The sequence below is a fragment of the Nocardia sp. CS682 genome (genome assembly GCF_004634405.1).
Classification (GTDB): domain Bacteria; phylum Actinomycetota; class Actinomycetes; order Mycobacteriales; family Mycobacteriaceae; genus Nocardia; species Nocardia ninae.
In genome coordinates this window covers 7,041,361-7,067,173 of sequence record NZ_CP029710.1, presented here as the reverse complement: position 1 = coordinate 7,067,173, position 25,813 = coordinate 7,041,361, and the positions used below count along the sequence as shown (strand labels likewise).

24 protein-coding genes are annotated in these 25,813 nt (G+C 68.2%); 16 read left to right on the top strand and 8 right to left on the bottom strand.

From position 1 onward, the window contains the following. Window positions 1–45 precede the first annotated feature (45 nt). Window positions 46–1,749 carry an alpha-(1->6)-mannopyranosyltransferase A gene (locus DMB37_RS31985; RefSeq protein WP_135235851.1) on the top strand — a complete coding sequence of 568 codons (1,704 nt, stop codon included), beginning with the start codon at window positions 46–48 and terminating at the stop codon, window positions 1,747–1,749. Continuing rightward, a complete protein-coding gene (locus tag DMB37_RS31980) occupies window positions 1,746–2,891 on the top strand; it encodes a phytoene/squalene synthase family protein (RefSeq protein WP_135235850.1) in 1,146 nt (381 codons plus the stop codon). Before DMB37_RS31985 ends, DMB37_RS31980 begins: the two co-directional genes overlap by 4 nt. A 24-nt stretch (window positions 2,892–2,915) precedes the next feature. Here DMB37_RS31980 and DMB37_RS31975 read toward each other — a convergent pair whose 3' ends face one another. Next, the gene (locus tag DMB37_RS31975; RefSeq protein ID WP_107655130.1) at window positions 2,916–3,281 is read right to left on the bottom strand and encodes an Rv2175c family DNA-binding protein; all 366 of its coding nucleotides are present in this window, start codon (window positions 3,279–3,281) and stop codon (window positions 2,916–2,918) included. 161 nt (window positions 3,282–3,442) lie between these two features. Here DMB37_RS31975 and pknB point away from each other — a divergent pair, with 161 nt between their 5' ends. Next, a complete protein-coding gene (gene pknB / locus DMB37_RS31970; RefSeq protein WP_135237943.1) occupies window positions 3,443–5,389 on the top strand; it encodes a Stk1 family PASTA domain-containing Ser/Thr kinase in 1,947 nt (648 codons plus the stop codon). An 86-nt stretch (window positions 5,390–5,475) separates the two neighbouring features. On the opposite strand, the gene DMB37_RS31965 is transcribed toward pknB, so the two are convergent. Then, on the bottom strand, window positions 5,476–6,861 hold the full coding sequence (locus DMB37_RS31965) for a class II 3-deoxy-7-phosphoheptulonate synthase (RefSeq protein ID WP_135235849.1): 1,386 nt from the start codon (window positions 6,859–6,861) through the stop codon (window positions 5,476–5,478). 174 nt (window positions 6,862–7,035) lie between these two features. Here DMB37_RS31965 and DMB37_RS31960 point away from each other — a divergent pair, with 174 nt between their 5' ends. Then, complete coding sequence (locus DMB37_RS31960; RefSeq protein WP_228541518.1) at window positions 7,036–7,557, top strand: polyadenylate-specific 3'-exoribonuclease AS; 522 nt, start codon at window positions 7,036–7,038, stop codon at window positions 7,555–7,557. Between the two features lie 55 nt (window positions 7,558–7,612). On the opposite strand, the gene DMB37_RS31955 is transcribed toward DMB37_RS31960, so the two are convergent. From DMB37_RS31955 to DMB37_RS31940, 4 genes are all read right to left on the bottom strand, one after another. Continuing rightward, window positions 7,613–9,226: a ubiquinol-cytochrome c reductase cytochrome b subunit gene (locus tag DMB37_RS31955; RefSeq protein ID WP_135235848.1), complete on the bottom strand. Its 1,614-nt coding sequence runs from the start codon at window positions 9,224–9,226 to the stop codon at window positions 7,613–7,615. Further along, window positions 9,223–10,461, bottom strand: coding sequence for a ubiquinol-cytochrome c reductase iron-sulfur subunit (locus DMB37_RS31950; protein WP_370465431.1), 1,239 nt, complete (start codon window positions 10,459–10,461; stop codon window positions 9,223–9,225). Before DMB37_RS31950 ends, DMB37_RS31955 begins: the two co-directional genes overlap by 4 nt. A 100-nt stretch (window positions 10,462–10,561) precedes the next feature. Beyond that, on the bottom strand, window positions 10,562–11,425 hold the full coding sequence (locus DMB37_RS31945; protein ID WP_167769004.1) for a c-type cytochrome: 864 nt from the start codon (window positions 11,423–11,425) through the stop codon (window positions 10,562–10,564). Between the two features lie 58 nt (window positions 11,426–11,483). Beyond that, entirely contained in the window at window positions 11,484–12,095 is a 612-nt protein-coding gene (locus tag DMB37_RS31940) for a heme-copper oxidase subunit III (RefSeq protein WP_135235847.1), read from the bottom strand. Window positions 12,096–12,335: 240 nt separating this feature from the next. Between DMB37_RS31940 and DMB37_RS31935 the strand changes: the two genes are divergently transcribed. From DMB37_RS31935 to DMB37_RS31925, 3 genes are all read left to right on the top strand, one after another. Continuing rightward, a complete protein-coding gene (locus DMB37_RS31935) occupies window positions 12,336–12,764 on the top strand; it encodes a hypothetical protein (protein WP_135235846.1) in 429 nt (142 codons plus the stop codon). Window positions 12,765–12,846: 82 nt separating this feature from the next. Continuing rightward, entirely contained in the window at window positions 12,847–13,908 is a 1,062-nt protein-coding gene (gene trpD, locus DMB37_RS31930; RefSeq protein ID WP_135235845.1) for an anthranilate phosphoribosyltransferase, read from the top strand. A 176-nt stretch (window positions 13,909–14,084) separates the two neighbouring features. Next, on the top strand, window positions 14,085–14,369 hold the full coding sequence (locus DMB37_RS31925) for a hypothetical protein (protein WP_135235844.1): 285 nt from the start codon (window positions 14,085–14,087) through the stop codon (window positions 14,367–14,369). A 19-nt stretch (window positions 14,370–14,388) separates the two neighbouring features. On the opposite strand, the gene DMB37_RS31920 is transcribed toward DMB37_RS31925, so the two are convergent. Next, complete coding sequence (locus tag DMB37_RS31920) at window positions 14,389–14,664, bottom strand: Lrp/AsnC family transcriptional regulator (protein WP_107655123.1); 276 nt, start codon at window positions 14,662–14,664, stop codon at window positions 14,389–14,391. A gap of 4 nt (window positions 14,665–14,668) precedes the next feature. Then, complete coding sequence (locus DMB37_RS31915) at window positions 14,669–16,822, bottom strand: DEDD exonuclease domain-containing protein (RefSeq protein ID WP_135235843.1); 2,154 nt, start codon at window positions 16,820–16,822, stop codon at window positions 14,669–14,671. A gap of 619 nt (window positions 16,823–17,441) precedes the next feature. On the opposite strand from DMB37_RS31915, the gene DMB37_RS31910 reads away from it, so the two are divergent. From DMB37_RS31910 to DMB37_RS31870, 9 genes are all read left to right on the top strand, one after another. Continuing rightward, on the top strand, window positions 17,442–18,014 hold the full coding sequence (locus DMB37_RS31910) for a C40 family peptidase (RefSeq protein WP_135235842.1): 573 nt from the start codon (window positions 17,442–17,444) through the stop codon (window positions 18,012–18,014). A 263-nt stretch (window positions 18,015–18,277) separates the two neighbouring features. Beyond that, on the top strand, window positions 18,278–19,306 hold the full coding sequence (locus DMB37_RS31905) for an NlpC/P60 family protein (protein WP_135235841.1): 1,029 nt from the start codon (window positions 18,278–18,280) through the stop codon (window positions 19,304–19,306). A gap of 83 nt (window positions 19,307–19,389) precedes the next feature. Beyond that, complete coding sequence (locus DMB37_RS31900) at window positions 19,390–20,385, top strand: hypothetical protein (protein ID WP_135235840.1); 996 nt, start codon at window positions 19,390–19,392, stop codon at window positions 20,383–20,385. Window positions 20,386–20,460: 75 nt separating this feature from the next. Continuing rightward, window positions 20,461–21,588: a glycosyltransferase family 4 protein gene (locus DMB37_RS31895; RefSeq protein ID WP_135235839.1), complete on the top strand. Its 1,128-nt coding sequence runs from the start codon at window positions 20,461–20,463 to the stop codon at window positions 21,586–21,588. Window positions 21,589–21,703: 115 nt separating this feature from the next. Then, a complete protein-coding gene (locus DMB37_RS31890) occupies window positions 21,704–22,087 on the top strand; it encodes a polyketide cyclase / dehydrase and lipid transport (protein WP_135235838.1) in 384 nt (127 codons plus the stop codon). 67 nt (window positions 22,088–22,154) lie between these two features. Further along, entirely contained in the window at window positions 22,155–22,592 is a 438-nt protein-coding gene (locus DMB37_RS31885; RefSeq protein WP_107655116.1) for an SRPBCC family protein, read from the top strand. Continuing rightward, on the top strand, window positions 22,589–23,893 hold the full coding sequence (locus DMB37_RS31880; protein WP_240772599.1) for an ArsA family ATPase: 1,305 nt from the start codon (window positions 22,589–22,591) through the stop codon (window positions 23,891–23,893). Before DMB37_RS31885 ends, DMB37_RS31880 begins: the two co-directional genes overlap by 4 nt. Next, on the top strand, window positions 23,886–24,569 hold the full coding sequence (locus DMB37_RS41510; RefSeq protein WP_240771746.1) for a hypothetical protein: 684 nt from the start codon (window positions 23,886–23,888) through the stop codon (window positions 24,567–24,569). The genes DMB37_RS31880 and DMB37_RS41510 overlap by 8 nt, the downstream gene beginning before the upstream one ends. Continuing rightward, entirely contained in the window at window positions 24,566–25,573 is a 1,008-nt protein-coding gene (locus tag DMB37_RS31870) for an ROK family glucokinase (protein WP_135235836.1), read from the top strand. Before DMB37_RS41510 ends, DMB37_RS31870 begins: the two co-directional genes overlap by 4 nt. Window positions 25,574–25,813: the final 240 nt, after the last annotated feature.

Sequence of the window (25,813 nt, the reverse complement as noted above, 5' to 3'; positions counted from 1 at the left end):
TCACTCGCGGTTGCGACCGCTGACCATTCGGGGGACCGACACCAGATGGCATCCCCCGAAACGCGCGCCGCAGAGGCCACATTGACACAAATCACCGGCCGAGCACCCAGCACCGCAGCGAAGCGCGAATCGGCCACCGCCGAGCCACCAGGTGTGCGGTCGTGGATGCGCACGGTCGCCGTCTTCCTGCGCAGCCCCGAGGGGCACGCCGCGATGCTCGGCTTCTACGGCGCGATCATGATCACCTTCGGTGGCTTCGGCGCGGGCAGCACGCGCAAGCGCGACCCGATTCTCGAGGCGCTGCACCTGTCCTGGCTACGGTTCGGCCACGGGTACGCGCTGTCGACCATCGTGATCTGGATCGGTGTGCTGCTGATGATCACCGCGTGGGTGCGGCTCGGCCGCACCACGATCGGCAAAGGCGACCGGCTTGATGCGGGTGTGACGCTCAACGAGTTACGCGCGATCGTGGGCATCTGGATCACCCCGCTGCTGTTCGCGGTGCCCATGTTCAGCCAGGACGTCTACTCGTATCTGGCGCAGGGCGCGCTGCTGCGCGACGGTTACGACCCCTACGTCGACGCACCGGTGAAGAACCCCGGCGTGCTGCTCGACAACGTCAGCCCGGTGTGGAAACTCACCACCGCGCCGTACGGCCCGATCTTCCTGCTGCTCGGCCGCGGCATCACCACGATCACCGGTGACAACGTGGTCGCGGGCACCATCGCGATGCGGCTGGTGATGCTGCCCGGCCTCGCGCTGATGATGTGGGCGGTGCCCTATCTGACCAAGCACCTCGGCGGCAAGCCGACGGTCGCACTGTGGCTCGCCGTGCTCAACCCGCTGGTGCTGATCCACCTGTTCGGCGGTGTGCACAACGAGATGCTGATGGTCGGGCTGATGTGCGCGGGCATCGCGCTGGTGCTCGAACGCCACCATGTGGCGGGCATCGTGGTGGTCGCCATCGGGGTGGCGATCAAGGCGACGGCAGGCATCGCGCTGCCGTTCCTGGTGTGGATCTGGATGCTGCACGAACGCGAGAAGCGGGCCGCGCAGCGCGCCGGGCGCGACCCGGAGCACCTGCCGGAGAGCGAGAAACCGCACGACGCGGCGAAACCCACCGAGGACATGCCCCACCCCGCGCTGATGTTCGCCAAGATCGCCGGGCTCGGGCTCACCGTGTTCGCCCTGGTCTTCGCGGCCGCCTCGGCCATCGCGGGCGTCGGCATCGGCTGGCTCACCGCGCTGTCCGGGTCGAAGAAGATCATCAACTGGCTGTCGCTGCCGACGATCATGATGCACGCGGTCGGCTGGGTGACCTCGTTCGACTCGGGGAAGGTCCTCGTGGTGACCAGGGGCATCTGCGCGGTCGCCCTGGTCGCCGTGCTCGTCTGGGCCTGGTGGCGGTTCCGGCACAGCGAGCGCGAGGCCGTGTTCGGCATCCTGATCGCGTTCGTCGGAATCGTCATCCTCTCCCCCGCCGCGCTGCCCTGGTACTACTCGTGGCCGCTGGCGCTCGCCGCCGGATTCGCGCTCTCCACCACGACATTGATGGTGCTGGTCGGCTTGTGTACCTGGCTGATGCTGGTGTTCCAACCGGACGGCTCGATCGGGTTGTACAGCTTCATGCACGTCGCCCTGGCGACCTTCGCCGCCGTGGTGGCCGCGATGTCGCTGCGCAAGGTCGACCCGCTGCGGTTGCGGGCCACACCGCCGAGCATCGACCCGGCCACGCACGCACGGTCATGATTCGCGGCGGGCCGCACGCAGCGGGCCGACACACCACCGAGCTCGCGCACGCGTATCGGGAGTGCAAGCGGATCGCGGCTGAGCACGGGCGGACCTACTTTCTGGCAACACGGTTACTGTCGGCCGAACGTCGGCCGGCGGTGCATGCGCTGTATGCGTTCGCCAGGATGGTGGACGACATCGTCGACCATGCGGAAACCGATGTCGCACAGCGTTATCCGGGGGATGTTCGGGAGCCCGAACTACCCGAGCACGGTCCGGCCGGTGAGCTCGATCTGATCGAGAAGCAGCTGCGGATCGCGTTGGAAGCCGGTGTGCCCGATCACGGAGCTGCTGGGCCGCTAGATCTGCCGCGAAGCACGGCGCAAAACGATACCGCTGGGCCGCAAGAGATTTGGCAGAGTTCGGCACCGACAACCAAGGATCGACGCCCGCGCTCCACGATCCTGCTCGCCGTCGCCGACACCATCCACCGCTACGACATAGGCGCACAGCACTTCTGGACGTTCCTGGACTCCATGCGGATGGACGTCCCCGGCACCGCACACTTCCGCGACCGCTACGCCACCATGACCGACCTGCACGAATACATGACCGGCTCAGCAGCCGCCATCGGCCTCCAGGTGCTACCCGTCCTCGGTACCGTGTGCCCGATCGCCGAAGCCGAACCGCCCGCCGCCGCCCTCGGCGAAGCGTTCCAGCTCACCAACTTCCTGCGCGACGTAGCCGAAGACCTCGACCGCGGCCGGGTCTACCTCCCCGCCGACGAGCTCGCCGCCTTCGGCGTGGACCACGAGCTACTCGTGCACTGCCGCCACACCCGACGCACCGACCCCCGAGTCCGCCGGGCCCTGGCCCACCTCATCGCGGTCAACCGCGACATCTACCGCAACGCCGAACCCGGCATAGATCTACTCGAACCCCGCGTCCGCCCGGCCATCCGCACCGCCGCCGTCCTCTACGCAAACATCCTCGACCGCATCGAAGCCGCCGACTACGCCATCTTCAGCCACCGCGCCGTAGTCCCCCGCCACCACCGCCTCCGCGTGGCCGCACGGCACTTCGCGGCTGCTACCCGGAGGGGGCGCGTAAACCACCAGAGTCATATGGTCGCTGGTCTGGATCGTTCAGCGACCATATGACTCTGTTTTCTGTGCGCGGCTTACTCAGAACGGGTCGGCGGCGGCGCGGCGGATGACCTCACGCGCCAGCGGCCCGTGCAACGCGTCGACCGGCGTACCGGGAAGACTGTCGTCCTCGGTGAAGATCCATTCCAGAATCTCCTCGTCGGTGTATTTGGCGTCCTTCATCACGGTGATCAGGCCGGGCAGGAACCTGACCACCCCTTCGTCGTCGAAGAATCGTTCGGGGACGCTGACGACGCCGTCGCGGCGGACGGCGAGTAGTTGGTGGTCGCGCAGCATCTGATGGACGCGGGTCACCACGAGCCCGAGTCTGTCGGCCACCTCGGGCAGCGGCAGCAGTGCCACGGACTCCGGAAGGACATCATCACTGCAGGGAAATGCACTCACGCGGATAACGGTAGACGGTCGCTCGCAGCAAGTCGTGAGACACCCGGGTGCGTTTGGTCGATACCATCGTGAGGGCCGCACGGGGCGGTCGATCGCTTGTGGGACGAACCGCGAGGGGTGAGAACTTTGTGAAAGCCGGAGGACATCAATTGATCGGCCAGATGCTGGAAGGGCGCTATCGGATCGATGCGCCGATCGCCCGCGGCGGCATGTCGATGGTCTTCCGGGGCGTCGACACCCGCCTGGACCGGCCGGTGGCCATCAAGGTGATGGACCCGAAGTTCGCCGGTGACCCGCAGTTCCTGTCGCGTTTCGAGTTCGAGGCCCGCGCGGTCGCCAAGCTGAAGCATTCGTCGCTGGTCGCGGTATACGACCAGGGTGTCGACGGCGAGTATCCGTTCCTGATCATGGAGTTGGTCGAGGGCGGCACGCTGCGCGAGTTGCTGCGCGAGCGCGGCCCGATGCCGCCGCATGCGGTGCGCGCGGTGGCGGAGCCGGTGCTCGCCGCGATCGGTGTTGCGCATTCGGCGGGGCTGGTGCACCGGGACGTGAAGCCGGAGAACGTGCTGATCTCCGATGCGGGTGAGGTGAAGATCGCCGATTTCGGCCTGGTTCGCGCGGTCGCGGCGGCCAATACGACATCGGCCAGCGTGATTCTCGGCACTGCGGCGTACCTGTCCCCCGAACAGGTGACCACCGGCACGGCCGACGCGCGCAGTGACGTGTACTCGTTCGGCGTGCTGATCTTCGAGCTGCTCACCGGGAAGGTGCCGTTCACCGGCGATACCTCGCTGTCGGTGGCGTATCAGCGGATCGAGAACGACGTGCCCAGCCCGAGCCGGTTCATCTCGGGTGTGCCACCGGAGTTCGACGAGCTGGTCGCGAAGGCCACCGCGCGCGAGCCCGCGCACCGGTTCGCCGACGCGAACGAGATGGCGGCCGCGCTGCGGCACATCGGCGCGAAGCTGAACCTGCCGCCGTATCGGGTGCCCGCGCCGCAGGAGTCGGCCGAGCATTTGAGCGCGAGCTACAAGGTGGCCACGCCGCCCCCGCAGCAGGCCGCGGCGATGCCCGCGCCGGAGCCCTACACGCCGCCGACGGTGCAGCACACGAAGGTGGTCACCGCGCCGCGGCCGCGAGTGGATTACGGTCCGCCCGACGGCTACGACGAGCAGCCGGTGCGTCAGCAGCACGCAGCCTCGCCGTATCAGGCCTATGCGCCCGATCGCAGCAGGTCGCGCCGCACGACGTACGCATGGGTGGCCATTGTGGCGATTCTCACGCTGGTCGTCGGTGTCGGCGGCTGGTGGCTCGGCGTCGGCCGATACTCCCCTGTTCCGGCGATCGCCGGAATGGATTCCGACCGGGCGATCGCGGCGCTGCGGGATGCCGGGTTCGAGACCGAGCTTCGGCAGAAGGCGTCCGATGTGGTGCCGGTCGGCGGCGTGGTCGGCAGCGACCCGTCGGCGGGATCACGGGTCACCAAGGGTTCGACCGTCGCGGTCCTGATCTCCAACGGCAAGCCGAAAGTGCCCGACGTACAGCCGGGTGATCCGATCACGAAGGTGAATCAGCTGATTCGCGATGCGGGGTTGCAGCCGGTCGACTCCGGTGAGGTCGGCAATACCGCGCCGAAGGGAACGCTCGCCAAGACCGATCCCGGTCCCGGCGTTGTCCTGCCGATGGGCGCGCAGGTAAAGGTGTACCGCAGCAAGGGCTCCCAGCCGGTGAAGGTGCCCGACGTGCGCGGCAAGTCGGCCGACGAGGCCACGAAGATCCTCACCGCTGCCGGTATCGCGGTGCGCGAGACCAGGTCTCAGTTCGATCGGAGCATCGAGGCGGACAAGGCCATCGGCACCGACCCGGTCGCGGGCACGACCATCCAATCCGGTGACGGCGTCGCCCTGCTGGTCTCCAACGCGCTGAAGATGCCCGATGTGCGCGGCTGGACCGTCGCCAACGCCCGAGCCAAGCTGCAATCCCTCGGTGTCCAGGTAGAGGTGAAACAGCTTGTGGCGAGCGACAGTTCACTCATCGTCTCGCAAACCCCGGGCGTCGGCGCGAACATCGAGTCGGGCAACACCGTCTCGCTGGTTGCCCTGCCTTGAGCGGGGCACACTGACTGACGCGATGTGATCCCGGAATCACTTCCGGGACAACCGTTGAACGGCTCAGCCGATCCGAAACCCCTTGCTCAGCGCAGCATTTCGGCGACGAGGAAGGCGAGTTCCAGCGACTGCTGGGTGTTCAAGCGAGGGTCGCAGGCGGTTTCGTAGCGACCGGACAGATCCAGGTCGGAGATGTCCTGCGCGCCACCGAGACACTCGGTGACGTCCTCACCGGTGAGCTCGATGTGCAGCCCACCGGGGTGGGTGCCGAGCGCGTGGTGCACCTCGAAGAACCCCTGCACCTCGTCGACGATGCGGTCGAAGTGACGGGTCTTGAAGCCGGTGGACGCCTCGTGGGTGTTGCCGTGCATGGGGTCGCACTGCCAGATCACCTGGTGGCCGGTGGCCTGCACCTTCTCGATGATGGGCGGCAGCACGTCGCGGACCTTGCCGTTGCCCATGCGCGAGACGATGGTGAGCCGGCCGGGCTCGTTGTTCGGGTCCAGCCGCTCGACGTACTCCACCGCCATCTCGGGCGTGGTCGTCGGGCCGATCTTCAGGCCGATCGGGTTGGCGATCAGTTCGGCGAGCGCGATGTGCGCGCCGTCGAGCTGCCTGGTCCGTTCACCGATCCACAGGAAGTGTGCGGACAGGTCGTAGAGCACCGGCTCGCCCGCGGCGTTCTCGCTCAGGCGCAGCATGGCGCGCTCGTAGTCGAGCACGAGGGCCTCGTGGCTGGCGTAGATGCGGGCCTGCTTCAGGCTCGGGTCGTTCACCCGGCAGGCGGTCATGAACGCGAGACCGCGGTCGATCTCCTCGGCCAGCGCCTCGTACCGGGCACCGGCGGGCGACTTGGCGACGAAGTCACGGTTCCAGTCGTGCACCTTGTGCAGGTCGGCCATGCCTGCGCCGGTCAGCGCGCGCACCAGGTTCATCGCGGCGCTGGCGTTGGCGTAGGCGCGCACCAGCCGGGACGGGTCGTGCTCGCGCAGCGCGGCGTCGGCGACCAGCGCGTTGACCATGTCACCGCGGTAGGACTTGAGGCCGAGCGAATCGGTGTCGGAGGAACGCGGTTTCGCGTACTGGCCGGCGATGCGGGCCACCTTGACCACCGGCAGGCTCGCGCCGTAGGTGAGCACGACCGCCATCTGCAACAGGGTGCGGATGTTGCCGCGGATGTGCGGCTCGGTGTTGTCGGCGAACGTCTCGGCGCAGTCGCCGCCCTGCATCAGGAACGCCTCGCCGCGGGCCACCTCGGCCAGCTGCTCGCGCAGCTCCTCGACCTCGGCGGGCACGCAGATCGGCGGCACGCTCTCCAGCACGGTGCGCATCTGCGCCGCCTGCCCCGGATCCCACGACGGCTGCTGGAGCGCGGGGCGTTCCAGCGCCTCGTCCAACCGCCTGCGTAACTCGGTGGGCAGCGGCGGCAGTTCCGGCAGGCGATCGATCGGTACGTCGACGGTCCAGTTCACCCGTTCAGAATACGGACCACTCGGACGCCGCCGGTACCCACCATAGGGGTGGTACTGACCACCACCCCCGGTGATCGATCCGCGGATCCGAGCCCGGCTGCCGATCCGGCCCCTATTCCACATAGGGTGATTGTTCGGAAGTACGCCCGACAGATCCGGCGCCATACCGAATTGCTGAGGAGTAGACCGATCTCGCTTCGATATTTTTACGACTGCGAATTCATCGAGGACGGGGTCGTCATCGACCTGGTCTCCATCGGTGTGGTGTGCGAGGACGGGCGCGAATACTACGCGGTGTCCACCGAATTCGACCCCGAGCGGGCCGGCCCGTGGGTGCGCAGGCATGTGCTGCCGCAGCTGCCTTCACCGTCCTCTCCGCTGTGGCGCAGCAGGAAGCAGATCCGCGACGACCTGTACAAGTTCCTGGTGCCACGGTCCTCCGTGGTGCCCGAGCTGTGGGCCTGGGTCGGCGCATACGACCACGTGGCGCTGTGCCAACTCTGGGGCTCCATGGTCGACCTCCCCACTGCCTTCCCCCGCTACACCAACGAACTGCGCCAGCACTGGGAGGCACACGGCCGCCCCGAACTTCCTCCCGTCCCCCCGGACGCACACGACGCCCTGGCCGACGCCCGCCACAACCTGGCCAAGTTCGAGGCCATCGAAGCGTCCCGCCGCAGCACACCCCGGTTGTAGAGCCAAAGCAAAGACCCCGAGCCGTAACCGACTCGGGGCCTTCGTTGTTCAGCTGTCAGTGGCTGTGCTTGCCACCGAGTTCCTTCTCCTGACGCGCCTGCAGCACCTTGAGCTGCTTGTGCTCTTCGGCGTGCTCGGTCTCGAAGTGCTGCTCGCTTTCCTGCCACGGGTCGGGGCGCAGGAAGCTGCCGGTGCCGGGCTTGCCCGCGGAACCGAGCTTGTTCATCTTCTTCGGGACGGTCGCGCCCTGGTACTCCAGCGGGATCGGGTGGCCGTGGTCGTCGACCGGGCCGAGCGGCTGGTGCACCTCGATGTACTCACCGTGCGGCAGTCGCTTGACCACACCGGTCTCGATGCCGTGCTCGAGCACCTGACGGTCGGCGCGCTGCAGGCCGATGCAGAACCGGTACGCCACGAAGTACGCGAGCGGCGGCACGACCAGGATGCCGATGCGGCCCATCCAGGTGGTCGCGTTCAGCGAGATGTCGAACTTCAGCGCCACGATGTCGTTGACACACGACAGGGTCAGCACCACGTAGAAGCCGATCGACATGGCGCCGATCGCGGTACGGACCGGCACGTCGCGCGGACGCTGCAGCAGGTTGTGCCCGGCGGTGTCGCCGGTCAGCCGCTTCTCGATCCACGGGTACATGATCAGCACCGTGAACACCAGGCCCATGATCAACGCCACCCAGAACACCGCGGGCACCGTGTAGCGACCCAGGTACAGCTCCCACGGCGGCATGAGCCGGGCCAGGCCGTCGGTCCACATCATGTAGAAGTCGGGCTGCGAACCCGCCGAGACCTGAGATGGGTTGTACGGGCCGAGGTTCCAGATCGGGTTGATCTGGAACAGACCGCCCATGATGCCGACGATACCGAGGGTGAAGGCGAAGAACGCGCCCTGGTCGGCGGCGAACACCGGGATGATGCGGGCGCCGACCACGTTGTTCTCGGTGCGGCCGGGTCCGGGGAACTGGGTGTGCTTCTGGTACCAGACCAGCGCCACGTGCGCGGCGATCAACGCGAGGATGATGCCGGGCAGCAGCAGCACGTGCGCGATGTAGAGGCGCGGGATGATGATCGTGCCGGGGAAGTCCCCGCCGAAGATCAGCCAGTGCATCCAGGTGCCCGCGATCGGGATACTCATCGTGATACCGCCGAACGCGGCCCGCAGGCCGGTGCCGGACAGCAGGTCGTCGGGCAGCGAGTAACCGAAGAAGCCCTCGAACATGGCCAGGATCAGCAGCAGCGAGCCGATCACCCAGTTCGCCTCACGCGGCTTGCGGAACGCGCCGGTGAAGAAGATGCGGAACAGGTGCACGATGATCGACGCCGCGAACAGCAGCGCGGCCCAGTGGTGCACCTGGCGGACGAACAGACCGCCACGCACCTCGAAGGTGATGTCGAGCGAGGTCTCGTAGGCCCGCGACATGGTGACGCCGCGCAACGGCTGGTAGGAGCCGTTGTAGACGACCTCGGTCATCGACGGATCGAAGAACAGCGTCAGGTAGACACCCGACAGCAGCAGGATGATGAACGCGTACAGCGCGATCTCACCGAGCAGGAACGACCAGTGGGTCGGGAAGACCTTGTTGATCGACCGCTTCATGAACGCGGCGGCTTGATACCGCTCGTCCATCTCGTTGGCTTGGGTTGCGATACTCATGAACGACGCTCCCAGTAGGCCGGGCCGAGCGGCTCGATGAAGTCGCCGTTGGCGACCAGGTAGCCCTCGGAGTTGACGGTGATCGGCAGCTGCGGCAGTGCGCGAGCGGCGGGACCGAAGACCGGCTTACCCCATTCGGTCGCCAGGAACTGCGACTGATGGCAGGGGCAGAGGATCTTGTTGGTCTGCGACTCGAACAGCGACGTCGGGCAACCGAGGTGGGTGCAGATCTTCGAGTAGGCGAAGTAGTCGCCGTAGTTGAAGCTCTCCTGGCCCTTACGCTTGATCGCCTTCTGCGCGTCTTCGGTGCGCAGGCGGATCAGCATGACCGAGTTGCGGATACCGCGCAGGGACTGCAAGGTGGCGTGCTCGTCGCCGCGCCACTTCTCCTTCCACGGGAACACCGTCTCCATGCCGCCCGCGTCCATGTCCTCGGGGCGGACCAGCACGATGTCCTCCGGGCGACCGGTGTCGCGGCGGATGTAGATGGTCTCGCCCGGGAAGTCCGGGGTCCAGCCCGAGACCCACAGCGGCGACTTGTCGCCCTTGGCCCACGGGTTCTTCACCATGCCGCCGACGAACACCAGCAGCGCGCCGATACCGAGCACGCCGACGCCTGCGCCCGCGGTGCGGGTGATCATCTTGCGGCGGGCCAGCGTGGAGGTTTCCAGCGCGTCCTGCAGCTCGGCGACCAGCGTGCGGCGCTCGACCTCGGGCGACGGGCCGTCGTGGCGGTCCTGGATGGACAGCTCGGCGGGGATGAACAGTTTGCGGATCAGCACCACCGCGACACCGATGACCAGCACCGAGACGCCGAAGGTGACACCGACCAGCGGGGTGAACAGCGAGTAGGCGGTGTGCCCCTCGTCGTCGGACGGCTTGAACTGCCATGGCCAGAACAGGTACACCCCGACCAGCGCCGCCGCGGCGATGCCGGAGACGGCGAACCAGAACGCGACCGCGCGCTCGGCACGCTTCTCGGCGCGGGTGCCCGGAACGGGGAACCGCTCGCGCCGGTAGGCGACGTCGACGCCGTCGCGCTCGGTGCCGAGCTTGACCAGCTCGTCGCGCGACATCGCGTCGAGCTCGGCCTCGGTGTAGTCCTTCTTCAGCGCGTGGCTGTCGGACTCCGCCACGGCGTGGCCGTCGGAGCCGGCGACCACCTCGTGGGAACCGTGGCCCGTGGATACGTTCGACGGCTCGCCGCCGTCGTGGCCCTCATCCGGCCGACCCATGTCGTTTGGCTCCTTCTTATCCGTCATGACTGCGTCCTTTGGGTCATGAGCCCGAGCCCTGCGTGGTTACGCTGCGCTGCCGCCTCCGGGCTTGACGTGCTCACGACCGCGAACCGATCCAAATCGCGGCACCGACGACCGTCGTGATACCGATCACCCACATGACCAGACCTTCGGTCGCGGGTCCGAAGCCGCCGAGGTCCCAGCCGCCGGGGGCGTTCTCCTCTTTGGCGTTCATGACGTAGGCGATGATGTCGCGCTTCTCTTCCGGCGACAGCTGCCGGTCGGAGAACTTCGGCATGTTCTGCGGGCCGGTGAGCATCGCGTCGTAGACCTGCTGCTCGTTCGCGGGCTCCAGCGGAGGCGCGAACTTACCGGAGGACAGCGCGCCGCCGCGACCGGTGAAGTTGTGGCAGGAGGCGCAGTTCATCCGGAACAGCTCCGAACCGCGGGCGATGTCCGGTCCGCGCAGCGACTCCTGGGCGATCTCGCCGTTCGCGTCGCGCACCACGCTCGGGCCGCCACCGTTGGCCGCCACGTACGCCATCAGCGCGTCGGTCTGGTGCTCGTCGAACTTCGGCGGCTTGCGCATCGCCTGGGCCTCGTTGCGGGCCATCGGCATGCGGCCGGAGGACACCTGGAAGTAGACGGCGGCCTCACCGACACCGATGAGGCTGGGGCCGCGGTCCTGGACACCCTGCAGGTTCGCGCCGTGGCAGGTGATGCAGGAGGTGTCGTAGAGCTGCTGGCCCTCGCGGATCAGCGCCGAGGAATCCTGGTTCGCGGTCGCGACCTGCGGGTCCGGCGTCAGAGCCGCTGCCAGGAAGCCTGCTCCGACGAGGCCCACCAACAGCGCGAGCCCGCCCGCGATGCGACGGCGAACGCGGCGCTGCCTGCGTGTCTTGCTGGCCTCGCCGTTCCCGTTGCTTGCGGGCTCTGGCGCTGACGGGGGAGATGAACTCATCTGTGTCCCTTTGGAGTAGACGGAACCGACGTGTGCAAAAGACTGAGGTATGCCCGACTCAGCGGACGAAGTAGATCGTGGCGAACAACCCGATCCACACGATGTCGACGAAGTGCCAGTAGTACGAGACGACGATCGCGGCGGTCGCCTGCGCGGGGGTGAACTTACTGACCTTGGTGCGGATCAGCAGGAACACGAACGCGATCAGACCGCCGATGACGTGCAAACCGTGGAAACCGGTGGTGATGTAGAACACCGAGCCGTAGGCGCTGCTCGAGACCGAGGTGCCCTCGTGAACCAGGTTCATGTACTCGTAGCCCTGACCGAGCACGAAGATCGCGCCCATGATCAGGGTGACCACGTACCAGCGGCGCAGGCCGAACACGTCGCCCCGCTCCGCGGCGAACACGCCCATCTGGCAGGTGAACGACGACGCGACCAGCACGGTAGTGACCGGCACGGCGAGCTTGAGATTCAACTCGGTCGGTTCCGGCGGCCAGACACCATGCGCCTGGGCGCGCGCGACGAAATACATCGCGAAGAGGCCGGCGAAGAACATCAACTCGCTGGACAGCCAGATGATGGTACCGACGCTGACCATGTTGGGCCGATTCAGCGAGTGCACACGCTGGGTAATGGCCGATCCGGGGGTCCCTACTGCGGTCGTCACGGGGGTAAGTATGACTCGTCGTAGTACGACACAAGTACCCGGGTGCGAAACTTGTGCCTCCGTGTCGGAAAACCCACGGACAGACAGCCTCTCGACCAGGGCTCGGCGTGTTGAAGCGGGCCCGCTCGTGGTGTGGCGGCGTCGGTCGGGACGTGTTTACCGGTCGGGGTCCGCGTGCCGACAGGTAGCCGGAGCACAGCATGACAGGTGTGCGTAAGTAAAAGCTGAGATGGAGGCGATGTGGCAGCGCGTGGATGGCGTCGATGGTTCGGGCGCGGCGGTGCGGCGCCGCTGGATCCGAGCCGGGCGGATCTGGTGGTGGTCGCGGCGAGTTTCGATGACGCCGAGGCTTGTTCGGCGGCCCTGGCGCGGGCGAGCGAGCTGACGCCGGATGCGGAGGCGGTGCTGCGCCATCATCTGCGGATACCGCCCGCGCAGGTCGAGGCGGTGTGCGCGATCGCGGCGCAGGACGGGTACGCGCCGGCGCCGCGGGTCGGCGGGCCGGGGACCGATGCGCTGGAGACGGTGATTCTGCAGCGGGTGCAGGTGCTCGACGCGTTGCACTGTTCGCAGGAGCGGTCACGAATGGCGGGGTTGGCGCAACGGCACGACGGGACGGCCGACGGGTGGGACGCGCTGCAACCGCGGGCGACGAGCGAACAACTTTAAGGACGGGCTCCGCCCCGACGGCGCGCAGTAAGCTGCTTCGCGACAAACTGGTGTGAAACCAGTGTGACGGGAGAAGCAAGACATGAACGTGCGCAGCTGGGCCCAGGTGCTCGGAACCCTCGCCGACGGTGGCGACCTGGCCGCGGACGACACGGCTTGGGCGATGGACGAGATCATGTCGGACAACGCCACCTCCGCTCAGATCGCGGCGTTCGGGGTCGCCATGAAGATCAAGGGCCCGACACCGGCCGAACTGACCGGCCTCGCCACCGGCATGCTCGACCACGCCAGGCTGGTGCGGATCGACGGCGACGCGGTGGACATCGTCGGCACCGGCGGTGACCGATCCGGTTCGGTGAACATCTCCACCATGTCCTCGATCGTGGTGGCCGCGGCCGGGGTGCCGGTGGTCAAGCACGGCAACCGGGCCGCCTCGTCCAAGAGCGGCGGCGCCGACGTGCTGGAGGCGCTCGGGGTGCGATTGGCGCTTGGACCGGAGGCGGTGGCGCGCTGTGTGCGCGAGGTCGGCATCGGCTTCTGTTTCGCACCGGTGTTCCATCCCGCGCTGCGGTTCGCGGGTGCGGCGCGCAAGGAGATCGGCATTCCCACCGTCTTCAATGTGCTCGGGCCGCTGACGAATCCGGCGCAGCCGCGCGCCGGGCTGGTCGGGTGCGCATTCGCAGATCTGCTTCCGGTGATCGCGGGTGTGTTCGCTGGACGCGGCGCGAGTGCGCTGGTGGTGCGGGGCAACGACGGGCTCGATGAGATCACCACCTCCGACACCACCGCGGTGTGGGTGGTGTCCGGCGGGCAGATGCGAGAAGCCACCATCGATCCGACGCGCCTCGGCATCGCCCGCGTCGGGCTGGAGGCGCTGCGCGGCGGTGACTCCGCGGTCAACGCCGGGGTGGCGCGCAGCGTGTTCGCCGGAACCGCCGGTGCGGTGCGGGACGCGGTCCTGGTGAACTCGGCGGCGGCCATCGTGGCCTACGACCTGTCCCAAGGGACCGTCGACTACACGGCCGACGTGCACGACGCGCTGGCCGGGGGCATCGAGCGGGCCGCCGAGGCCATCGACTCGGGTAAGGCGGCTGCACTGCTCGACAATTGGGCGAAGTTGACCGTCACGCTCGGCAATCGCTGACCGCACGTCGGCTGCGTTCACGTTTCACAGCCGATCGGATCGGGACGCAAATGCTCGGAGCTCAGCGATAGCCAGAGGGCATAAGATGAGGGTGAAGCGTTAACTGAAGCGGCATTCCCACGGCCGACTCGGCGCGAGCCCCGCGTCGACCGGCTTCGACCGACGAGGAGCGCAGCATGAAACACAGAGTGCGTGTCGCACTCGGGGTGCTTTCGGTGGTGGCGGTGTGCGTTGCCGCCCCTACCGCAGGTGCGGCGGAGGGTGAGTTGCTCGTCGACGGCACCGACTACGGCGGGCAGTCCGGCTGCATCGACCTCGGCCCCAATGCCCCACGCAAATTCACGAACAACAGCGACCGTGTGGTCACCATTTATATGAACGCCCAGTGCATGGGCGCCGCCTCCGGGATCCTCGCGGGCCGATCGACCGGCACCTTCACCGGCAAGTCGATGATCCGCTGATCCCGGCGACGTCGTCGGTTCACTCCCCCAGCGAGAACCCGGCTTCCACGTCGGCGCTGGAGTAGGACTTGAACGCGATGTGGGTGATGGTCCTGGCGACACCGTCGACCTTGTCGATCCGGCCCGTCACCACGTCGGCGATCTGTTCGTGGTCGCGCACCCGCACGATCGCGATCAGATCCACATCGCCTGCGCAGGAATACACCTCGGCGACACCTTCGGTGTCCGCCACGGCCTGCGCGGTCTCGGGAATGCGGCCGTTGTCGGCGTCAATGAGCACGATCGCGGTAATCATGCGCTCAGCCTAAGCGGTCCACGTACTCCTCCTCAGCGGGTTGGGTCCGCGCCGCCGCATCCGCCACCTCCGCCCACCCCAACCACCGCCCCGCCCCGAATCTCGGCTCCCGATACCCCTCACTCGTCCGCACGATCCGCACGCCCGCCCGCGCGAGCCACCGCGCCACCAGCGCCGCCTCCTCCGGCGAGGCCCCCCGCAACGGCGGCACATTCACCGGCACCCAATCCCCTGGCACGATGGGCGGCGAGGCGTCGAGCCCCGGCTCGGCAGGCGGCATTGCGACACGCTCCGATTCGGCAGGCGGCAGGACGGCACGCTCCGGCTCGTCGGGCGGCATTGCGACACGCTCCGATTCGGCAGGCGGCATTGCGACACGCTCCGATTCGGCACGCGGCACGACCGCACGCTCCGATTCGGCAAGCGGCAGGGCGGCACGCTCCGATTCGGCACGCGGCACGACCGCACGCTCCAACGCGGCGGACGGCGGGACGGCAGGCTCCGATTCGACAGGCGACGATGTGGCGGTGTGGGGTGCGGACGCTCCGACGCTGGCGGCGGAGCTCACCTCCGTCGGGAGATCGGCGATCCGCTCCTGAATGCCGACCCCCACGCCGCCTTCTGGGATGACGGTTTCGGCGGAGGCGACGATCTGTTCCACGACGACCATCGGCGGCACTCCGCGGGGTGCGGTCCCCGCGCCCGCGAGGCGGCCGTAGCGGATGACCGCGAACTCCCATCCGCCCGCGCCGTCCGGGTGGGCGGCGATCAGCTCCGCGATGCGGGCGACGGCGGCGAGGCGCTGGGTGCGGTGCAGGGCGCGGATGACGGCAACGACGCGATCGCGCAGACGGGCGGCGGCCTCGAAATGCTCGGCGCGGGAGTAGCTTTCGATGCGGTCGAGCATCGAGCGAATGGGGGCGTCGGAGTAACCCGCGAACAGCGCGCGGACGCGGGCCGGGATGGGTGCGTATTCCTCTGTATTAATAGGAGTTCCGGCGACGGCAGCCGGGCAGCCACCGACGACCGCCGGCGGGCAGGCGTGCACGCCACTTCGGGGCAGCCGCATGGCGCAGGTGCGCAAGCCGGTGTACTCGGCGATGATCAGCGCCAGCTCGGCCGCGTCGGCGCGAGAGTTGAACGGCCCCAGCGCATCCCGGTTCGGCGTGCGGACGACCGAGAATCGCGGGAAGGGCTCGTCGGTGAGCGTGATCCACCAGGCTCGCTTGGGAAACTTGGAGCGGCGGTTGTAGGGCGGTGTGTGCGCGACGAGCAGTCGCAGCTCGCGCACACCGGCTTCCAGCGCGTGCGCGCAGACCACATGGTCGACCCGGGTGGCCAGGGCGACCATCTCTTTCATCCGGCCGCGCGTCTCCGAACCGGTGAAGTAGTTGCGCACGCGGCGCCGCAGATTCACCGCGGTACCTATATAGAGGACTTCGTCGGTCGGTCCGCGGAACAGGTACACGCCGGGGCTCGCGGGCAGGTCGGCGGCGAGGAACCGTTTCGCGCGCTGGCGCGGGGTGACATCGGGCAGGTAGTCGACCAACTCGGTGAGACTGTGCACGCCCTGATTGCCGACCCGGGCGATCAACGCGTGCAACACATCGACGGTCGCCCGCGCGTCGTCCAGCGCCCGGTGCGTCGGCTGGGTGCTCGCGCCGAGCAGCCGGGCCAGCGCACTCAACCGGACCGACGGCGCCTCGTCCCGGCCGAGCACCCGCCGGGCCAGCTTCACGGTGCACAACACCGTCGCGGTGGGCCACGCGGTGTCGCAGGCGGCCGCGGCGGCGCGCAGGAACGCCATGTCGAACCGCGCGTTGTGCGCGACGAGCACCGCACCGGAGGCGAATTCGAGGAAACCGGGCAGCACCGACGCGATGGTGGGTGCCGCGTACACCATGGCAGTCGTGATCCCGGTGACCTGCACGATCGCCGGCGGCACCGCCCGTCCGGGGTTGACCAGGGTGGCGAACTCGCCGAGCACCTCGCCGCCGCGCACCTTGACCGCGCCGATCTCGGTGATCGCGTCGGCGCCCGGACTGGTCCCCGTGGTCTCCAGGTCGACGACGACGAAGGTGGTGTCGAACAGCGGCGTGTCGAGGTCGTCGAAGACCAACTGCTGAGCGGCGGCTTTGCGTGGCGCGGGGTCGGACACGGGCTGGAGCGTAGGCGGAGGGTCCGACAAGGATGGGGCTCGCGCGGACAGGCTTCGGCATACACGAAAACCTCAGCAAATGTCCGAATTACACCGTGCGTATTTACGTCGAGGTACCCACGAAATGATCTAGAACGCCGAAAAGTGACGTAGCTCACATCGTCGCATAAACCGTATCAATCGCTCGGGCGTGTCGAGCAGTCCGGACGGGCCGCTTCCCGCTCGCTGCGACCGATCACAGCGGGTTGGCCGACCGGCCGGTCCCCGACCCGCACATGTCGCGGAGATGAACGCGGCGACCTGGGTAAATGTCCAATCGGTTCCCATCGGACCACCGATCAGCCATGGCATCGCTGACCGAGATAGCGACCGGGACGCTCGTCCATAAAAGCGCTTCGTTATCTTTTCGTGATTGCTGGGACATATCTCACACTGATTAAGCATGAATTCACGGGCGCCCACGCATTTCGCCGGAGCCGGGCTTTACAAACCCCCGTGATGTGTTCGTAACCTTTTCGAGACCTCACGGAGTCCGACGCACCAACTCGGTGCGAACGACACGAAGTCCGCGGCACCAGTCAGGGTGCGGCGTCGTGGGGCAGATTGGGAGTACCGCATCATGACGACCAAATCCGTCAAGCGTTCGGCGCAGCGTGCCGTCGCCGCCGGGGCCGTCGGCGCTGCCACCATCGGCGCGTTCCTGCTTCCGGCCGCCCCCGCATCGGCGCAGCCGGTGACCATCCCCGGTATCGGCACCTTCGAGGTGCCGAACGAGATCCAGATCCCGCAGGGCATCCCCGGTGTCGAGCTGCCCGGCCAGGCGCCGCTGCCGTTCGTCGCCCCGAAGCGCACGGTCGGCGAGGAAGCCCTCGACGCCGCCATGAGCAAGCTCGGCGCACCGTACGTGTACGGCGCCGCGGGCCCGAACGCCTTCGACTGCTCCGGCCTGGTGAAGTGGTCCTACGAGCAGGCCGGCCTGGAGCTGCCGCGCACCAGCGGCGCCCAGCTGTCCGCGGGTAGCCCCGTGTCGATCGACGACCTGCAGCCGGGCGACCTGGTGTCGTTCTACGGCGGCGGCCACTCCGGCCTGTACGCCGGCGACGGCAACGTGGTGCACGCGGCCACCTCCGGCACGCCGGTGCAGGTGGCACCCATCTCCTCGATGCCGGTCACCGGAGCCCGTCGCTTCTGACGAACCGCTGGTCGGGCCGTACGTTGCGGCCCGACCACCGGACGGCCGCTGTGACCATTTCGTTCTCTACTGGACACAGACCCAGACCGTTCCGTAACCTAATCGAGACCTTCTCGAATTACCCGAGGCACGCAGTTCGCAAACCTCGTTTCGCGAGGAAGGCGCTCGTCGGTCAGATCGTCGGTTCCAGAGAGATCGTTTCACCAGAGAGCGGGGCACAGCAGGCTGTGGCAGCACACCGGAGACATGGCACACGACGTCTCATGGGCGGCGTCCTGGCGGCCGGAGTGCTGGCCACCACCGCCCTCTACGGTGGCGGTCCGGCCGGCGCCGATCCGGTCGCGCTGCCGAACACAGCCAGCGAGGCCGTGCAGCGGATGATCGACCTCTCGCGCCAGTCCGAGCAGCTCAACGAGCAGGCCCTCGTCGCGCAGACCGACCTCGACGCCAAGCTCGCGATCCAGCAGGACGCCGACACCAAGCTGGCCGCCAGCACCGAGCTGGTGAACCGGGCCCGCGACGAGGTGCGCAAGTACCAGCCGATCATCGACCGGACCGCGATCGCCGCCTACCAGGGCGCGCGCACCAACCGGCTGTTCGCCGTGCTGGTCAGCGATTCCCCGCAGCAACTGCTCGACCAGATGTCCACCCTGGACGTGCTCGCCGCGCAGACCTCCGCGCAGCTGGACCAGTACAAGGTCGCCACCGACGCCGCCGACGCGGCCGAGACCGTCGCGCGCCGAGCCGCCGACGAGGCCCACGCGGCCGCGCAGAAGGCCGACACGGTGCGCGCCGACTTGGAACGCAAACGCAGCGACCTCGGCGGCGCCATCGCGCAGGTGGTGCAGGCATGGGGCTCGTTGTCCACCAAGGACAAGTCCGCGCTCGCCGGTTCACCCTTCCCACCCGGCTTCGACCGCGACACCCTGCTGCAAGGTCTGGTCCCCGGCAGCGGCACCAGCGCCCTGGCCGCAGGCCTCACCCGCATCGGCGACCCGTACGTCTGGGGCGCGACCGGCCCGAACCAGTTCGACTGCTCCGGGCTCGTGCAGTGGGCGTTCAAACAGGTCGGCAAGAACGTGCCGCGGACCAGTTCGGCGCAGGCGTCCTACGGCACGCCCGTCGCCAAGGACGATCTGCAACCCGGCGACGTCGTGTTCTTCTACCCCGACATCTCCCATGTCGGCATTTACGCGGGCAACGGACTCATGTTGCACGCCTCCACCTTCGGGGTCCCGGTCGCCGTGGCACCCATGAGCAGCACGCCGTACAACTCCGCTCGGCGATACTGAACACCTATGCATGGACATGACCTGTCCAATCCTTCCCCCGCCGAGGTGATCTCGGCTGCGGGCTCACGTCACGAGGTGGAGTCATGAGTGGGGTGCGGCGCCTACGCGAGTGGTGGTCGGCGCGGCGGCGATTCGAGTTCTGCCTCACCGTCGCGATGGTGGTCACGCTCACCGGTCTCTGTGGCGCTCTGGTCATGCTGCCGAACTCGGCACTTCCGAAACCGCATGCGGCAGAGGCGACCGACGCGGTCGGCCAAGCTCCGGCCACCGACCCGCGACTCGCCGAGGTGCGCCGCAGCATCGAACCGTTCGGCCCGATCGTCGCCCGCCAGGTGATCACCGGCGACGGGCAACAATCCTTGGTCGTCGGCCATCCCGCACAGCGCATCGAGATCGACGTCCTGGAGCGTGAACTCGCCGCCGCCACCACGGCGGTCACCGAGGTGTGGGGCACGGACTGGGCGCAGGCCAGCACGGTCGTCGTCGCCTCCTCCCCGTCGGAGTTCGCCGGCCTGGTGCACGCGGGTGCCGCCATGTCCACCGAGGTCGCCGCGGCATCCGTCGCCGACCCCTTCGCGCCGGGCACCCGCCCGACCGGGCAGCGCATCGTGTTCAGCCCCGACGCGGGCCGCCGCCTGGACCCCGACGGTCTGCGCACGCTGCTGCGCCACGAACTCACCCACATCGCCACCCGCGCCGACACCCGCGACGGCGCACCCCTGTGGATGCTCGAGGGTTTCGCCGACTACACCGCCCACCGCGGCCAGGGCCGCCCCTTCGCCGACATCGCCCCGAGCCTCACCGCGCGGGCCCGGCTGCACGCCCTCCCCGGCGACCTGCCCGCCGACGCCGACTTCACCGGCCCCGACGCCGCCGCCATCTACGAACAAGCCTGGTCCGTCTGCGCCTACATCGCCGACACATACGACGAACCCCGCTTGGTCGAGCTCTATCGCCGGATCGCCGCCGCCCGCCAGACCCCGGCCGCCGAAGATCAGATCCTGCACACCGTGCTCGGCCGCAGCCGCACCGACTTCATCGCCGACTGGCGTAATTGGCTGTCCGCGCAGACGATCTGAGCCGCACCGCGAGTCACCCGGCGGCCACGAACACGCCGCGGCGGCGCGGCAAATCGCACACAGTAGGTTGTCACCATGGCCCGAACTCTGCTGGTGACCAATGATTTCCCGCCGCGGCCGGGTGGTATTCAGTCCTATCTGCAGGCCTTGGCCGGGCAGCTGCCGCCGGATGATCTCGTCGTCTACGCCCCCCGCTGGCGCGGCGACAGCCATCTGAAGTTCGATGCCAAGCAGAAATTCCAGGTGGTCCGCCATCCCACCACGCTGATGCTGCCGACCCCGCTGGTCATGCGCCGCGCCGCGCGCCTGCTGCGCAGCGAGAAGTGCGACACCGTGTGGTTCGGCGCCGCCGCGCCGCTCGCCCTCATGTCGCCGGTGCTGCGGCGCGCGGGTGCCGAGCGCATCCTGGCCAGCACGCACGGCCACGAGGTCGGCTGGTCCATGCTGCCCGGCGGCAGGCAGGCGCTGCGTCAGATCGGTGAGCACACCGACGTGGTCACCTACGTCAGCAAGTACACCCGGGGCCGGTTCGCGTCGGCGTTCGGGCGCAATGCGGCGCTGGAGTATCTGCCGCCCGGTGTGGACACCGACGAGTTCCGGCCCGACCCGGCCGCGCGCGCGGAACTGCGCGACCGCTACGGACTCGATGACCGGCCGACCATCCTGTGCCTGTCCCGCCTGGTCCCCCGCAAAGGCCAGGACGCGCTGATCGTCGCCATGCTCGAGATTCGCAACCGCGTTCCGGGTGCCGTACTGGTGATCGCCGGCGGCGGACCTTACGAGGAGAAGCTGCGCCAACTCGCCGTCGCCCTCGGGGTCGAGGACGACGTCATCTTCACCGGGCGGGTACCCTCCGGTGAGCTGGCCGCCCACCACACGCTGGCCGATGTGTTCGCCATGCCGTGCCGGACCCGTGGTGCGGGCTTGGACGTCGAAGGGCTCGGCATCGTCTATCTCGAAGCGTCTGCCTCCGGCGTGCCCGTGGTCGCGGGCCGTTCCGGTGGCGCCCCGGAAACCGTCATCGAAGGGGAAACCGGGCGGGTCGTCGACGGCCGCTCCGCACAGCAGATCACCGACGCGCTGGTCGAAATACTCTCCGATCGCGATGCGGCCGCCCGGATGGGTGCCGCTGGGCGGGCCTTCGTGGAGGAACACTGGCGCTGGGATTCCCACGGTGCCCGGCTCCGCCACCTGCTGCGGTGAACCGGCGAGGGCATCGCCGGGACAGGTCATCCATTAGGCTCACCGCTGTGAGGCAGCGAAGCATGGACGCAGCGCCGCTGGACGCGGTTGCGTCGAGCGCCAGCGAGGTGGAGTCGTGAGTACTATCCAGGTCGCCGACCAGACGTTCGTCGCCGCGCCGGGAACCGCCGTCGCCGATATCCTCGCGGCCCAGAACAATTGGCGCCGCTGGTGGCCGGACCTGACCTTGGTCGTCCGGGAAGACCGCGGCGACAAGGGAATCCGCTGGACCGTGTCCGGCGCGCTGGACGGCACCATGGAGGTCTGGCTGCAGCCCGCACTCGACGGCGTCATCGTGCACTACTTCCTGCACGCCGAACCGCAGCCCGCGCTGCCGGTCAGCCGCGCGGCCGCCGCCAACCGCGCGCGCCGGGTCGCGGGCCGCGCCATGTCGTTCGAACTGAAAGCCCGGCTGGAGGCAGGTCGCCCGGCCGGTGTCGCACCTGCCCACGCCTCCTGACGCTCACCCCGCCGGCTCCGCCGGCTGCCGTCCCCAAGACCGACGCCGAAAGGAACAGCTGTCCGCTATGGCCGACAGGACCCAGAGGTCGATCATCATCGAGGCCCCGTCGCAGCAGGTGATGTCCGTCATCGCCGACCTGGAGTCCTACCCGGAGTGGGTCGCGGCGGCGAAATCGGTAGAAGTACAGGACAAAGACCCCGACGGCCGGGCGCGCACCGCGCGCTTCGTGCTGGACGCGGGCGTGGTGAAGGACAGCTATGTCCTCTCCTATACCTGGCGCCCGGACAACAAGGCGGTCAGCTGGACGCTGGTCAGCGGTGAGCTGCAGAAAGCGCAGAACGGCACCTACGAACTCATCGACCAGCCCAACGGTCACACCGAGGTCGTCTACACGCTGACCGTCGACTTGAACATCCCGATGATCGGCATGTTCAAACGCAAAGCCGAGAAGGTGATCACCGATACCGCGCTGAAAGAACTGAAGAAACGGGTCGAAGGCTGACGACGCACACGACCCGTGTCGAACTGTTCATCGGCAAAGGCGGGGTAGGCAAGACGACGCTGGCGTGTGCCACCGCCATGTCCTATGCCAGAGCGGGCAGCCGCGTGCTGGTGGCCTCGCTCGACCAGGCGCATTCGCTCGGCGACGCGCTCGGCTTCCGGTTCCCGCACGATCCGGGCACCGTCACCGGAATCGCCACCGTGCTGCCCGGTCTCGACGTGATCGAGGTGGATTCCCTTGCGCTGCTGGAGGATCGGTTCCGTGACGTGGTCCGCGTGCTGTCGCCGGGCACCGGTCACGACCACGGCATCGACCTCGCCGCACTGGACCCGGCCGAACTGACCGGCCTGCCCGGCGTGCAGGAACTGCTGATGCTCGTCGAGATCACCCAGTTCGCCAACGAGGACGACTGGGACGTGATCGTCATCGACTGCCCGCCCTCGGCCGACATGCTGCGCATCATCACCGCGCCGGACACCCTGCTCGGTTATCTCGAGCGGATCTGGCCGCCGCACGCCAGGGCGATGAGCACGGTCGGCACCGACCTGCGCCGCGCGGTGCTGGCCGCGACCGTCGAACGGATCGTCAAGGCGGTCACCGAGGTCCGCGATCTGCTCGCCGACCATCGGCGCACCGGCGCGCGCCTGATCACCGTCGCCGAGCGGGTGACGCTCGCCGAATCCGAACGGGTCCGCTCCGCCGCAACGCTGCTCGGGTTGCGGCTGGACGCGGTGGTGGTCAACAAGGTGCTGCCACCGACCACGCCCCTCGATCCCGCCGCCCCGCTCGACAGCGCGCACCCCGCGGTGCACTGGTATCTGAACCGGCGCGGCGAACAGCTGGCCGCGATCGCCGAATTAGAACGCGCGATGCCGGGTATCCCCGTCCTGATCGCACAGCACACCGGACCGGAACCGATCGGACTGACCTCGCTCGCGGCCCTGTCGTACGCGGTGGACGCGGACAGGAACACCGGCGACCCAGCCTTTATGCTGAGCGACAGTCCGACGGAGGTTGACGCGAGTTCCGGCGAACCGATGGTTCGATGGGAATCAGGCAGCGGTCTGCACGCGATATACACACTGCGGATGCCCCTGCCCGTTGTCGATGCGGCGACACTGCGACTTGGCCGAGTGGAGGACGATTTGATCGTGGGAGCGGACGGTGTCCGGCGGCGAGTTCGTCTTGCGCCGGTATTGCGGCGGTGCACGGTCGACGGCGCCGAACTCGACGGTGGTCAGCTCGTGGTGCGATTCCGGCCCGACCCGGACTTATGGCCGGAAGGTAGCGGCGATGAGTGATCGCAGCGGTGGCTTCTTCCGGCGGGGTGGCCGGGACGGGAGTGGTGAGTCTGCCGAGAGTCAGGGCACGCGGGGTTCCGACGCCGGAGGCCGGGATGTCAGCGGTGATTCGACTGCCTCTGGTTCCGATCAGGACGTCGACGGACTGAGCGCTGCCGAGGATCGGGCCGCCGGCGATTCAGGTCATGGCGCCGAGGACGCAGCCCATGCCGGGCCGCAGTCGAAACCCGGTGGCCGGTCGAAAGGCGCTGCCGCAGAAGACGATCCGATAGACGGCCTCGCCGAATTCGCCGCAGAGCTGAAGCTGCTCGCCGAATCCGTGCTCGAGCGCGTGGAACCGGTGTTGCGCCAAGCGGCCGACGGGCAGGTGGAGTGGTCGAGCTGCAACTGGTGTCCCGTCTGCGCGGCGGCCGCGTTGCTGCGCGGGCAACACCATGAGGTGCTCCAGTCCGTGGCCGATCACGGCACCGCGATCGTGACGGTGCTGCGTGAGGCGTTGGCCGGGGTGCCGGTCGAGCCGGTCATGCCCGAGTCCGATCCGACCCGCCACCAGCACAATCATGGCGTGCCAGCGGATTCGACGCCGACCGGCACGGAACCCGCTGCCGGACACCACACATCGCGGCCGGGCACCCGCTCCCGCTATGTCAGCATTCCCGTGACGATCAAGGCATGACGCACCGCATAGCAGGTGCGCGACCGCTGACCGTCGGAATCGACGTCGGCGGCACCAACATTCGCGCCTCCGTGATCGACACCAGCGGTGAGGTACTCGACACCGTCCAAGCGCCGACCCCGCACTCCGCCAAGGCGCTCGAGGACGCGCTCGCCCGCTCCGTCCGCGAGCTGTGCGAACGGCACCCGATCGGCGCGGTCGGTCTGGCCGTCGCCGGGTTCATCAACGGTGACCGCTCCACCGTCCGTTTCGCACCACACCTGCCCTGGCAGGACACGCCGGTCGCGCAGCGACTCACCGAACGCCTCGAGCTTCCCGTCCTCCTCGAGCACGACGCGAACGCCGCCATGTGGGCCGAATACCGATTCGGCGCGGCAGCGGGCGGCCACAACGTGGTGCTCGTCGCGATCGGCACCGGCATCGGCGCCGCGCTGCTCATCGACGGTCAGCTGTATCGCGGAACGCACGGCGTCGCACCGGAACTCGGGCACCTGCAGGTCGTGCCGCAGGGCCGCGCCTGCCCGTGCGGTAAACGCGGCTGCTGGGAAAGGTATTGCAGCGGAACGGCACTCGCCGACACGGCGATCGAAATGCTGGCGACCGACCCGGTCCGCTCGGTCCTGGCCAGGGACGTCTTCCGTGACCCCGGCTCGCTCACCGGCCGCCGCGTCGCCAACGCCGCGCAAGACGGCGATCCGCTCGCCGTCCGCGTCATGGCGGATTTCGCCCGCTGGCTCGGGCTCGGCTTGGCCTTCGTCAGCGACATCTTCGACCCCGACCTGGTCGTCATCGCCGGCGGCGTCAGCAGCTCCGCGCCGCTCTTCCTGGATGAAGCACGCGAGGAATACGCCCGCTCGGTTACCGGCGCGGGTCACCGTCCGCTGGCCCGCATCCGCACCACCCAACTCGGCGAAGCCGCGGGCATGATCGGCGCCGCCGACCTCGCCCGCGCCGCACTCATCGAAAGCGAACGCAAGTCCTCCCGAGTAGCCCGCAGCCACTGACCTTTCCGATAGTGGACGTTTCATCGCCTGCGGCAGTGGTATTCGGTGGTCGAAGACTTTGCTTCGGTCGCCGATGACCTCCTGATCCGGCCGCCGAGGAATCAGCTGCCGGTCACCGATTACGGCGCATCCGCCTGCTCATGGCAGAGTGTGGTGAGATTCGCCGCTGCGGTTGGATGTGATCTGGCACCAGCGGTAAAGTCGGCAACTACGCAGGTGCCCGCCTCTATCCCGGTCCGG